This is a genomic window from Candidatus Ichthyocystis hellenicum, from assembly GCF_001460935.1.
GTDB lineage: Bacteria > Pseudomonadota > Gammaproteobacteria > Burkholderiales > 2013Ark19i > Ichthyocystis > Ichthyocystis hellenicum.
The window spans coordinates 751,314-765,366 of sequence record NZ_LN906597.1 but is presented as its reverse complement, the minus strand read 5'-3'; the positions used below and the strand labels follow the sequence as shown (position 1 = coordinate 765,366).

The window sequence follows — 14,053 nt, the reverse complement described above, 5'->3', positions numbered from 1 at the left end:
TATTTATAAAAAAGGGGATAAAAAAATTTAACATTTTTATGCTTATATAATTGTATTAAAAAATAACCTAAATCTACTCATATTCATATTCATTAATAAAACAACCAATAGCAACGAAATAATGAACACAAACAGTTTAATCTAACGCATATATTATAATAAAAAAATAGCACTAAAAAATTATTTTAGCATTGTATCTCAAAATAATATATGGCGCACAGTACGCTGCTATAATATAACTTCGGTTCATAACAAAGATTTCTCAACCCAGTAAAACAAAAAAGATTAATAAATTCTAATAAGAATATATTTTCCACTGGGTAGAAAATTTGATGATTATAAATCTAATTCAGAAAATTATAGCTTATAGTTATTTATTACAAAACAAATTAAGTGCTTCTTAATTTTAACAATAATAAATATTATATTATAAAGGGATAAAATATTACTGTTATAGGTTAGAATAGATCTTATTGCGTTAAATACATAATAAAATTAGAGAATATAAGCTCACATTTATTTATCAATGAACCTCTTTAGACCACCTCTAGCAGATAGACCCCCCCTTAACAAAAAATACTATACCTTTGCAAACAAATCTGAAATAGGCCAAACACAACATGTTAGAACCAAGAATTACTTATTATTATATTTAAAGTACTATGATTAATAATCATAAATGCAAATACCTTTCAGAAAAAACGCAATATAAAAATATATCTAATTATATCTCCTCCCACGAGTATGTGATCATTGATGGAACAAATTATAAGATAGCAGTATATATATTACACACAAAAGAAAAATAAGATAAAGGGTTTTCACTTATTAAAAATTAAACATCAAAATAAATTACACTCCAAAATACTAATAATACAATTACCAATAATTTAATATATAAAATAACATATAAAATAGCGTACTACCGCAAACAAAATGAGGGGTCATTACTTACTCGGGCCAATAAAATAATAAATACTATGAATCTTGTGTGCCATATATAGGATAGGCAATAAAAGGAAAAACATATGATAAATTACATTGGCGGTAATAAAATTGTATTATCTGGGAATTGGAGCAGCGAAGAATATTTTCAGATCCAGGACGAACAAAACTCAGAATTATCATTACCACTTGAAACAGATTCAGAAACTTCGGAAACATTAACATCAGAAAATTATACATATGACTCATTAGATTCAGATAAAGAAGAAAACTCGGAACCATCAGTACCTACAGAAGAAAAAACAATTGTCGAAAAATCAAAAACTTTAGTAAATTTGAAAGTTACAACTAAACAAATTTTGTATGGATCAAAAATATCATTAGGCTTAGTAGATTCTAGTGAGATAGAACATCCGGTTGATTTGGTAGAATTAATGGATTTAATATCTTTAAAAGATTCATCAGATTTAGTAAAGTTAGAAACTTTGGTAGAGTTGTATAAATCGGAAAAACAATCTCACTCAAATATCAAACATACTAATGACAAATCAAACAATTCGATGATTGCCTTTATAGTGTTGATGGTACTTCTTATTGCATTTTTTATAGCTATTGCCATTTTGCTGTACAAAGATATTATAAAAATTTAAAGATAACATGAATCAATAAATTTCATGAAATACTTATATAAGCCATAACCACATTTACACCTTATTTGAATTACCTAGTAATAGCCTGGCTTGGAAAGACAAATATAAAAACTTCATTATCCCTATATGATAATTATTAATTATTTACTTGAACAAAAAATGATCTTAACTGAAGTTGCAATACTTAAAATAAACAGGGAATAAATCATAGGTCAACGATCATCATTATTACAAATTAATCTATTTTTAATTAAAGATGAATGAATAAAAACCTAAATGTACATATATCTAGTTATAAATTGTAATTTCTATATTGAGCTGTTCTAATGTAATGGAAGAAAATAATTAAAAATTACAAAAACATAGCAATATAATGCAATCATAAAAATAAAAAGATTAAAATCCAAATACCACAATCGCGATAAAACCAATGCTACGGCAATAATAAAAATCTAACTGAACAAAGTAATAGTATTACCTATAAAATAAATATAGTTTTCCTCTTTATTACTACTTGTTATGCAACAACATATCACTGGTAATATCCCCAAACATCCCAAAAGATCCACTATAATTGATACTGTAGAGCAATAAAGTAGTTTTTTCTAAATCACCCAAACAATCACGGAATAAACATCATTAAAAATCAGTTATCAACAAAATATTATAAGTATGAAATTATAGTGTAACTACTTACTATTAAAGATGATCAAATTAGAAAACATAAAAACTATATTTTCGTGAGAAATATAAGTGTATGTACTTATTAAAAGTTAAATTACAAAATGCTACTAGAAAACCATAATAATATTTCCCCTGAAAAATAGACAAAATCATGAAATTTTATGCTAAAAAAATAGAAATTTTTACTTACACCTCAAAAATAAAAGATTATCATGGTGTTGCACTAATAATTATAGAACAACAATTTTTTAACTAACTAAAGCTGTTAAGTGTATTTATTACTCATATTTTGCTATTGATAAATATACTTAATCGATGATAAAAAAGGAATTTGATATGGCAAAATGCGCAGACAGCAACCCACCTACAACTTTGACAACTGTAGATCCATTTGAAGGCAATGAGTATAATGACCTCCGTTTGATGTCAGAAAGTGCATTGTCCAGAGCATCACAAGTATCAGAAAAAGCATCAAGTTTTTTTACTGAGACAATGGAACATTGGGATCCAGATACATTTACGGCTAATCTACAGACAGCAACCGATGATGATGTTGAGGGTATTTCACACTTACCTGGGTTCAAAGTAACTCCTGAGGGTGATGTCGAATACAAATCACCTATGACTTCTTCTGCCAAAGCATTAATTTTTGTTGGGGTATTACTGGCCTTACTACTCGTAGCATTCCTAATTTTTGCCATTCTAGCATATACCGGTCATATTCATATTCCAGGATTAGATGCAACGATGTTGTGTAATATTGAGAAATGGGCAGGAGTTGCATTATGTGGATTTTCTGTTGCTTACTTGCTGTTTGCTTCTGGTTTTGCCGCTGGACAAAAATCAGGAAGAAGTGACAGCGAATCAAAAGCCGAAGCTCTTACATCGATGAAACGCTGCAACCTAAGAAAAACGGCCAGTGATCAGGCAAAAATTATGAAGAAATTAGTAAAAGCCCATACTAAAGTACAAGTAGAAGTTAGTACATTAGCAAGTGCCGCTGTGAATTTTTCTGTTATGAATAAATCAGATGCAATAGAAAATGCCAAGTCTGCTCGTGAGAGTCAGGAAATAAAAGCACACATAGATAGATTGGAAGCGGAAAATAAAGCACTTAAATCAAGATTAACTGGAGCAGGAAAACAACTACAGGATTTACTGTCTAGCGCTGGTACGAAAACTAAAGAAGAATTAGTAGGAAATCTTAATGACGTTAGACTTTAAAAATATATAAGGTGCAGCATAGCAAATACATAATTGGTGTGGGGGATTTTGTCGCCACACCAATTAAATTAAAAAATTAAATAATATGCTAAAAACATCAAGCAATACACTCACTAACATCGCAATTTCTACTTAGGATTAACATCATTTAATGGATAATATTTACCGCACAAACAATAATCATGTAATATTGTGTTATGAAAGTAACATTTGCGGAGAAGATGTCATCTGTGACGATGTAGATAATCAAATTAAAGAATTAGAAAATATTGATCAGGATAGCATTGTAAGTATTCCTGATGATTCACCCAACTGTGTATTTATTTCACTAGTGGTACTATTATTGTTTCTTACAATAGTTTTTATAGTTTTTGCAACCCTAATATATAGAAATATCATAAATATTACTGAAGTAAGTCCAGTAATGGTACGTACCATTACTGCATTGGTTGGAACTGCACTATGTATATCTTCTATGAGTCTCATGTTCATTATTTTATGTTATGGCAAAAAATGTACTGAAGGTAAAAAAATTAATTGCGATAAAATTAAAATGCTTGAGGGAAAAAGATTAGAACAAATATTAGATGAAAGCATGAGCAACAGATTGCTTGCGCTAAATAGTTGTAGTCAATTGGTGCCAACAGTGGACTGCACACCCATACCTACTGAGGACGAGATAAGTAAAAGATTACTGGCCTTGACCGAAGAAAATAACGATGATGATGCCACAGCTCACGATGAAATACTTGGAAGGCTTATCATTCTTGCTGATGGAAATCTTAGTGAAATTGACCTCTCTTACGGTGGCCAATAAACAATAACAGGTATGCCTCTACTAATTTTGGCTGTGAACACTCAGTTTATTAAAGCATCTTATGTTGTCAACTAATGTGATAATTTGTCTTCAATCGTATTTTAACTTACAACTTTGTGAAAACATCAATTATAATTACCATGGCATATAGTGCATGGCTAGTAAAATAAATCACGACCTATACCTGTACCTAGAAAAAATACGACTTTAGTTGCTGGTTGTATAATAAACTTGCCCAACTGTTATAAATTTATACTATCAAAAACACACAAGATTATGATAGAAAGATAAAATCATCTCCTGCTGACAAAAAAACGATAATCAATAATGAATGTAGAATACGGGCTTGTGAAGCATAAGCAAAGCTATTGAGAAATAAAAATATTTACGGTGTAAAAATTAAAACCCCTCCTTCACTTGCGGCAATCAATTTATTATCACAAATAACATCATCAGCTGCGCCTATCTCCACTTTATAGCAAAAACAAATTATTAAATGCAAGTCATTAACTATTATTTATAAAAATAATCAATTAAGGAGTAAAATAGAACATACATAGTAACCATCAAAGCAATTCAAGCCAACACAAAAAACTCAACATCAGCCACTATAACTGTGTAATTACGTGGCCAATGTTGTCAAACATATCACATCAAAAAAACCACTTAGTCCAACATAAAAATTCAATCAAAACTACCTAAGCATCTTTATTTAGAAAAAAATCTTTTAAAGAAGCCTTTTTTCTTTTTGCCTTCATTTTTTCCCTTATCTGCACCACTATCTACTTCGTCCTCGGCATCATTATCGGGGGATAAAACAAGTAATTCGTCATCGCAACTACTGCCATCACCCTTATCTTTTTCTACATCATCTCCTTCCTTATTGTCTGGATGTCCAAGTCCCAAACTAGTAATACGACCACCCATAACGATCATTAAAGGTTTATTCCCATCAATAAAAGAAGCCTTACCTTCCTTATCAACAACCATTACCGAGTCATTACAACTAACAAAATTACCACCAAAACTACTTACTTCAGTAGCCTTTGGAGGCATAAAAAAGGAAGAAGCACTGTCAATACGCCTAGGTGACTCTCTACCATATTTTGATTCAGGATACGCCACTGAAGGATTACCTAACCATCCCCATCGCGTAGACTTAGATAATCCTTCACTCATCATACCTAATCCAAAACTCTTACTTCTGCCCCTTCTATGTGAAAACCAATCACCACCAAGACCTTTACTTGAATTTGCAACTGCACCAGTAACCCCCTTACTGACAGTGCCTTGAAGATCCTCTTTTTTCCCTAAGCCAACTGCAACGCTTTGACTCCTAACTCTTTGCTGATGACTCCAATCTTTATCCCCATCGCCCTGCCTATAATCAGGATTACAACCACCCCTGTCCAAGAAACTACCCTTAGATTTAGAACCAAATAATATAGGTCTTCTATCAGCACACCCCGCCGCTAAACTACTACTTCTAATTCTAGCTTCATACTCACCAAAACCACCATCATCACAACGATAATCTGAGGCACCGCAAGCACCGCCAAAGCCACATTCAACTTTGCCCTTAGATGAATTACCCTCTCCAGAATATTCTGGGCCAGAGCCAGATATCGCAGCAAAAAGAGAAGACTGAGATCCCGTCAATTGAGTACCAGAAAAACTTCCATGCATGGCACTATTAGTAGCTTCACTTATCCATAGACTACCATCATTGACTTGTCCTCGAAGATTACTAGCATCACTTTTAGCACGATGTCTAGTAGATGCTTGACCACCTTGGAATCCACCTACACCTTGACCCGAATGATGACCAACCGCACTGGTTCCCATACGAGGTCTAGCGCCTAATGCCCCCCCTTGGGATCCACCTCTACCTTGATCCGAATGATGACCAACCGCACTGGTTCCCATACGAGGTCTAGCGCCTAATTTTCCCCATTGAGGTCCACCTACACCTTGACCTTGAGCGGCAGGATGACCAACAAAAGTTTCCATACGAGTCATAGCACCTGATGATGATGCCCCCCCTCTGAACCCACCTCTAGATTGAGCTGAAGAATACCCTCCCCTATGATGATAAGAGGAAACACTTCCCACGCGAGGTCTAGTGACAACTCGAGATCCTTGGCCAGTATTATGTCCACCGCTAGCAACTACACCTTGAACATGGTGAGACCCACCTCCAGGACGATAACCATACTGATAACCAGAAACAGTACGTGTACGTGGTCTAGCTCCTCCAGGATATGCTTGATTGGTACCTGCCATAGTAGAAGAACTATGTGATTGAGAATAAGCAGCACTCAAAACTGCAGCACCCACACCAACCATAGGACCCATCGCACCTACACGAGCACTAGCACCAGCTCTTCTTGCAGACATCATGACAGAAGAACTACTGGAAGAAGTACTAATAGAACGCAACCGTGAGGATGCACCGTGCCCACCCCTACCATCTGAACTACCACCACCAACATTAGAAGAAGAACTCCCGCCTACATATGGATTCATAACCACGTCTCCTTTTCGCATCCATTTTTATTTTTGTATTCTTATATGCAGCAAAAGTTTTATGTTAAATCCAATCCCATCAGAGAATAAACTTAAGAATAAACTAGACAGCACATAAAACAACACCCAGAAAAACACCAATAGTTATAATTTACTTCAATACAATCACCTTGCAGTTCATACAAGCTGACTTAACACCAAAACAAATGTTTACACTATAAATTACAGATCATAAAACTAGGTCAAACACTACTTTGTTTAAAAAGTCACTTAAATATATTGCACAATTCACAAAATAGTTATGATTAAATTAAAAAATAAGATAAAATCCTAATAATAATGGCGCCCAAACCTAACCTATATAATGACTACTACTTCAGTAGCTTAACTTATTTAGACAAACTTAGATGTGAATAAGATATCTATATCCAAAACTAGATTAAAGAATAAGAGCAAACCCTGATAAAAATATAACACTTAGACCCAAATAATAGCTGTTATTTTAATAAGTCCACTTATCATGAAAAACTCGGGAAAAATATACCTAAACCTAATAAAAGAAGTGCTAGCTATACATTTATTGATCACAAATATAACTATGGCATAATATAATGGCGGGGAAAAACACAAAGCATAAAAAGTCCAATTTTAATGCATGGCATGGCAATGTTTCTAAATTATTATTTAATTGTCATATGTTCTAATCTAAAGTTTTGATCAAGCAATCATTAACAATATTAATCACATTTAATCTGCAACAAAAAACTGATAGGATCAAAGTTGCTATGATCCTATCAGCAGCCAATGCACAGAATGCAACTCAACTTATAGTAGGAAACAAGAAAACTGAAAATTAATCCCAACGGGTAATTTGATAAATGGCAATAATTATAATTAACCAAACCGCAATAAACACCGACCTAATTTCGCATCATAAAAAATCGTTGTCCTTAAATTGGAAAATTTTTGATAAAAATCTTAAATTAACTATTATTTATTTTTTGCATCATTCCTGTTTTTTTCTACTGTCCCAATACAAAAGGAATCCCGATTATACATGGAAAAACCAGATGTCCCTACATTACCTCTACGGTTTCCACGAAAACGATCACAAAGACGTTTGGACGGTGGTCTCACACCACCATCTTCACCGATCTTCTTCAAGTTTACACATCCATCTAACACATCCTCTTGCTTAATACCAGAAGCGAGTAATGTACCATCGGCACTGGCAGCACTGGAAGAAGAACTAGCTTCACTTCCATCAGAACAAAAACTATTCACAGGTTTGCAACATTTCGAATTCAAATTATTCATGACTACAGCCCCTAATCAGTAAGCACCACAGCAGTTAAACACCTAAACCCTAGCTCAAGGAAAATAAGTACGCACTATCATTACCAAAAACACAAACAATACATAACCGCAACTATGATACGTTTCTCATTGCAAAAACAAAAAAGTGGGAAAAATCGCATATTACACAACGACAACATGAAAATTAATTGATCCACAAGCAGACTTTGCTAACATCAATAACAATTGCTTAAGCATCAACCACACATAGTAAAGTATTATCAATAAAATATATGTATGAACCAATCCAGCTTTCAACAGCAATCAAATAGTGGTTTAGTGAATTATCTCTTTAGATGCTCTTCATAACCAATAAAAATAACTATAAACTACAGTAAACTTTTTACTAACAGAATTACATCCAAAAGCACACATGATCAAATGACACTTAATATTTCTGGTTAACTTCTTATTGTTATAATATAGAAACCATAGTATCCAACGTCAAATTTAGGATCAAAACTAAAATTCGCTAAAAATTTTGATTTGAGAGCACAGTATTATTGAAAGGATGGTATATAAAAATGAATAATACCGCACTACTAGAGCCAAAAATAACACGTATTATTGACGTATTATTTTCAATAAATAATTAAAAATATTGATAATAATATTGGTTAATATGCACATATGTATTAAAAATATTTAACATATTTATTCACACTTTTACCATGCTATAGATATTGAATAAACTAAACCCCAATATATTATCAATACTGAGCGATAAAAAATTATCCCATAGCAATCAATATAATTAGTTTTGCACTCACTATAAATTAGCAAAATAAATATATTAAAAAATCCATAGCAAATAGCGTTAAGGAACAATACATATTCATCCATTGGCCATCATTTTGAGTAACCAAAGCAATACTTTGACCTCTTATATATTTAACTGACCTTAGATAAAGGTTACGCATTATATGTGAGCATAAAGTAAGTCTTATTAAGCAATAAAACACGATTTACAACAAGCAGGCAATACAACCTCATCGTGGATAATTTTACACATGAACAACCACAAGCAATAATCATCTACTTACTGTATACCTATCTAAAAAATTACCTCTACCTCTAACTATGAAAAATGGTGAATTTTTATAAAATTTATAAAAAATGCCGTTTATTTGAAAAATAAGTCTTGTCAAACTATTTCAAAAAAAGTAGCCTGAATTGCGTACTGATAGACTGATGTTGTATTGATCGCCTAATGAATTGGCCTTGTATAAGGAGAACTGGTAGTGTCATCCTCTAGTGTAAGTGCCGAACAGCAACCTTTGATAATGAACCACGAAGACTCGCTGGGAAATAGCCCCGATCTGTCTCTGGAAAATAGTGAAATTGAACGAATCTTAGCAAGGAATGTCGATGACGAAGAATATAGTAATGTTTGTGAAAATTCACCAGAAAGCAGCTCAATACTCTCTGGCCTAGTGGTACCAAATCAAGCACACACAAAATCAGGATCGCATCATTCTTCTTCTGGCTCTATTTCAAGTTTAACGGATAATCAGGATCGAAGTATTCGTGTAGAAATCAACCCACCAAAAATGTCTAGATCAGATAAGGCTGTCGTTGCTGCTTGCTTGATATTAGCCATAATCATAATGGTGTATATAGTTGTTTCGATACTGTCAATATTGTACTTAATTCATGCACCAGGAATGGATAACAAAAGCCTTACTGACCTCATTTCATATATTGGTTGTAGTGTTATAGGAATTGCTTCTATCGTATCCTCTATTTCGTGCTTCATTATTGGAAAAAAGAAAGGAATAAATTTAGGACGCAGTAGATGCGTTGGTGAATCAGTAGAAGCCTGTGAAGCACATGTCAACAATAAGATGAAGGCAATAGAAGACAATCGCAAATTACTAGAGGCGCGCAGAAAAGAAATAACATCTGAGTTGGGTAGAGCACTTGAAGCTCTATCAAAAAAAGAATCAGATCTAAATGATAGAGCGCAAAGTATGCAGTTACTATCTACAGAATTAGAAAGAAAAGAAGAGCTTGTAAGATCTAAAGTCGTGGAATTAGAAAAGATGAAATCACTTGCATCAACAATGGAAGAGCTTCAGCTCAATCTTATGTCTGCGGAAAATAGATTACATACTGAAGAACAAGCAGCAAGTAAAGCACGCAAAGAATTAGTCAGTAGCCTCCTCAGAAGCGAAGAAACCATGAAGAGATGCGTTGAAAACGTTAGTGCCTCTGTCGAAAAAATCAAAGAATCCGCGGCTTCTGTTGAAGAAGGTAAAGATCGGTCTGGTGGGAAAAAATCCACCCCCGGCAAAAAAGAATATAGAGATATGATGTCTCAACTATCCATGTTTGAAAGTAGCATGTCTGACATTTCTAGTTCAGCTTATGATTTTCTCGAAGACATTGTGAGAAGAGAAAGACTTCTTCTGGATAAAGAGGTGCTTCTGTCTGAATTAATAGAAAAAAGCAAAGATTTATCAGTAAAAACAGCTAATCTAAGATCGGAAACAAGCAAGCTCTCGTCACTTAAAGATTCAATTCAAAAATCACAAGAGGGGCAACATCCAAAACCATAGCAACACAGCTACATAGGGGGAGTAATAGGTAAGGCTTCCCCTCATTCTCTACTTATCCGAAGTCAGTAACGCCATCAAACTGTTGGAAGGAAATTGCGGTAAATCCAGTCTATTGATCATAGTCAGAATTTCTTCACTATCAAAAAATAGCAATCTATCAGCGCGTGTTTCCATCCTATTAAGACAATTAGTCATATGCAAAACATAATTTTCTAAATCCACCGAATTATCACCATATGCAACAATATCATTTGCCCAGCCACAACTGTCCTCGATTCTATGCAAACAATCACTTATACTAGCAACTAATGCATCAATATCGTTACCGGTATCATCACAATCTGCATCAATATGTTGCAAATCAACAGACGGCTGCAAATCAGTAGAAGAAGACATGATTGAAAGCCTGCCATTTGTACCATTACATTGAGTAGACAAGCACATCACCATTGGTGCCGCAATAACACCTACAAACAATCCCAACTCAATCACTACTGCTGCAATATTATCAAAACTAAAACTTTGAATAGTCAAACAGACGACTACCAAAATATACAAAGCCACTAAGAAAAAAAACCCGATCAAAAACATATTATTTGATAAGCATCCGCTTTCCCGTAAACTAGAGTCACCAGACAGAGAATAACTAGATACATCACTGCCCTGAAAAATATCATCCACAACCTCGTTCGCGCCATAACCGCAACTAGTAATTTGTTCATGATCATCACGCACGGCAGAAAACACCTCCACTGAATCTGAGAATGAAGAACCCATGACACGCATTTAACTTCCTATCTCGAGTCCTATGGAACAGCAAAAAAATAATAACTGCTAGAAAGCACAAAACTGTGAATTGCGTAACACCACAAAAATCAAAGCAGACCACACATAATCTACCTCCACATAAAGAATAATAATGATCACTGAAACCTACAAGACCTGCATGATAATTAATCAAGAGATCACCAAATAACAACCGTAATCTCATGTAACCGTATAGATAACATGATAAAACTCGAGGTTATGATAAAAAGCCCAAATACACAATGTAAAAATTTATAGCAGAACAAAAAAATAGGTACACTGCAACCCACGCTTCAGCCGTAGCTATGCTGATTTAAAAAACAATCAAACTATTGAAGCAATTTGACAAAAATATTAACTATATATAACCAACAAACATAACAATTAAAACGATAAATCAATAATGTTAGCATTGAGTAACAATTATTAAATCATAAAAAGGTATTATTATTACTTGTCAGATGTATTCCAACTACAGTCAACCACATCAAAAGATATTTTTTATTTATATCGTCCATGCCAAAAAAAACAACCTATCCTCATTGATAACTACATATCGAAAGAAGAATCAATACCACGTATACGTTCTATAGTTCCCATATCTTGCCACACACCTGGATATAACGAACCACTTACCATACCCTTGTAAGCATAGTATCTCAACATATCACCCAAATGCCTAAAAATAGGATCTTTCGTTTGAAAAACACTTTTTCTATAAAATCCCATACCAGAAAAAATATAGGGATTACTATTATCACAATCTATTAATCCGGACGACTTCAAGGAAAAATCACCTTTTCCTCGATCGGTGCTTTTTGGAACCAATAATAAATGGGATACTACACGACTATTTTCAGTCAATGCACATTCATCCCATTGGCAAAAATCAGTCCAAACATCAGCATTGATAACGAAAAATGTATCCTCCGTCAACAAATTATTTTGGATGGCAAACCTTATCCCAGCAGCTGTTCCCAAAATGCCTCTAGCATTACACCTCTCTCTGGAATATGTAATAGTTACACCCCACTGACTGCCATATCCCACACTGGATTCTAAAACATCACCAAGCCATCCAGTATTTATAACGATTGACTTCACTCCCATATCAACCAAACGATAAATGTGGTGAATAATTAGCGGCTTTCCTTTTATGGAAATCAAAGGTTTAGGAATTTTATCAGTAAACGGACGAAGACGACGCCCTCTTCCAGCAGCCAATATCATTGCTTGCCTTGACACGTTAACCACCTACTGCAACAATAAGTTTTTGTTCCTGTCTATCCTGGTAGGAAATTAAGGCATCACTGTAAGCTCCGCAACCAAAAAGATCTAAAACAGCTTTAGTAGCGTAATCCAGAACCCGAGGCAAATATGACAAGTATTGTGACTTCCCGTCTCTCTTAAACAATCTAACAAATATACCCAATACTTTAAGATGCCTCTGCAATCCAATCAATTGGTAGCAACGAAAAAACGACTCGAAACTATCTCGTTGAGAATGAACACCATCGTAATAGTACTTTAAAAGCTCAAGCTCCTCCTTTTTATCAACTTCAGTATATGCATCTCTAAGAAGTGATACTAAGTCATAGTAAGCAGAACCACGTACAGCATCCTGAAAATCAATCAAAACCATATCTTGGCAATTAATCATAATATTTCTACTGTGAAAATCCCTATGAACAAGAACTACAGGATGATCCAGAACACCATCGACTATAACATCAAACAGGGCCGACCAATTAACTTCTATGTCAACATCAATGTACGGTGTATACCACTCTGTAAATAGCAACAATTCTTTCTTTAGCATAAAATTGTCATATAGTGGCAACGTGTTTAATCCAATTTTTACTTTACGTAGTTTAAACAGAACCTGTATCGCATTCTTGTATAAATCTAATCTCCCTTCGCAAGAAGAAGCCGAAGATACTAGATCGAAGAAACTTTGCTGACCTAAATCTTCCAACAAAATAAATCCTTGAGTTTTATCATAAGCATATATACTTGGAACACGAATATCACCAGATTCAAAAATCTCTGCCACTTCTAGGAACTCATCTACACTTTCTCGACTTGGGGGAGCATCCATAACAATATAGGATTCATTAGACAGTGTACGCAATCTCAAATACCGACGGAAGCTAGCATCAAATGAGGCAACTTCTATAGTCTCAACATTTGGCATGATACCTTTTGCCCAAAAATAGGCTTCACTTGCACGATCATCATCTCCAATATCACACATATTCATAAAATTAACACTTAAAAAGTCAGTATTACGTTTCTGGACATGATATCAAAGAAGTAAACCAATAATAAATAGCCAACATTGCTAACTAAAAATTAGCATAAGCAACCATCACAACTAATTGAAATACAAAGTTTATTTTTATGATACAGGTAATTTTCTAAACATCATAAACAAAATCGCCACTAATGACAAATGTCATCCACGAATTTTCCCGACTAGAGCACAC

The 14,053-nt window shown here is 34.0% G+C and carries 9 protein-coding genes; 4 read left to right on the top strand and 5 right to left on the bottom strand.

The window, feature by feature from the left end:
- Positions 1-1,028 precede the first annotated feature (1,028 nt).
- The 3 genes from Arg41_RS03560 (at position 1,029) to Arg41_RS03550 (ending at position 4,320) form a co-directional block, all read left to right on the top strand.
- Complete coding sequence (locus Arg41_RS03560; protein WP_092343013.1) at positions 1,029-1,595, top strand: hypothetical protein; 567 nt, start codon at positions 1,029-1,031, stop codon at positions 1,593-1,595.
- A 1,020-nt stretch (positions 1,596-2,615) separates the two neighbouring features.
- Entirely contained in the window at positions 2,616-3,503 is an 888-nt protein-coding gene (locus Arg41_RS03555) for a hypothetical protein (protein ID WP_092490482.1), read from the top strand.
- A gap of 151 nt (positions 3,504-3,654) precedes the next feature.
- Positions 3,655-4,320, top strand: coding sequence for a hypothetical protein (locus Arg41_RS03550; protein WP_092490481.1), 666 nt, complete (start codon positions 3,655-3,657; stop codon positions 4,318-4,320).
- Between the two features lie 708 nt (positions 4,321-5,028).
- Here the strand turns inward: Arg41_RS03550 and Arg41_RS03545 are convergent.
- Together Arg41_RS03545 and Arg41_RS03540 are read right to left on the bottom strand one after the other, a co-directional pair.
- Positions 5,029-6,846 carry a hypothetical protein gene (locus Arg41_RS03545; protein ID WP_092490480.1) on the bottom strand — a complete coding sequence of 606 codons (1,818 nt, stop codon included), beginning with the start codon at positions 6,844-6,846 and terminating at the stop codon, positions 5,029-5,031.
- Between the two features lie 990 nt (positions 6,847-7,836).
- Positions 7,837-8,163 (bottom strand): hypothetical protein, encoded by a 327-nt coding sequence (locus tag Arg41_RS03540; protein ID WP_092490479.1) that lies wholly within the window; start codon positions 8,161-8,163, stop codon positions 7,837-7,839.
- A 1,280-nt stretch (positions 8,164-9,443) separates the two neighbouring features.
- Here Arg41_RS03540 and Arg41_RS03535 point away from each other — a divergent pair.
- Positions 9,444-10,760 (top strand): coiled-coil domain-containing protein, encoded by a 1,317-nt coding sequence (locus tag Arg41_RS03535; protein ID WP_092490478.1) that lies wholly within the window; start codon positions 9,444-9,446, stop codon positions 10,758-10,760.
- A gap of 48 nt (positions 10,761-10,808) precedes the next feature.
- Here Arg41_RS03535 and Arg41_RS03530 read toward each other — a convergent pair whose 3' ends face one another.
- The 3 genes from Arg41_RS03530 to Arg41_RS03520 form a co-directional block, all read right to left on the bottom strand.
- Positions 10,809-11,546, bottom strand: coding sequence for a hypothetical protein (locus Arg41_RS03530; RefSeq protein ID WP_092490477.1), 738 nt, complete (start codon positions 11,544-11,546; stop codon positions 10,809-10,811).
- Between the two features lie 570 nt (positions 11,547-12,116).
- Entirely contained in the window at positions 12,117-12,812 is a 696-nt protein-coding gene (locus Arg41_RS03525; protein WP_092343713.1) for a nucleotidyltransferase family protein, read from the bottom strand.
- 1 nt (position 12,813) lies between these two features.
- On the bottom strand, positions 12,814-13,827 hold the full coding sequence (locus tag Arg41_RS03520; RefSeq protein ID WP_092343712.1) for an aminoglycoside phosphotransferase family protein: 1,014 nt from the start codon (positions 13,825-13,827) through the stop codon (positions 12,814-12,816).
- Positions 13,828-14,053: the final 226 nt, after the last annotated feature.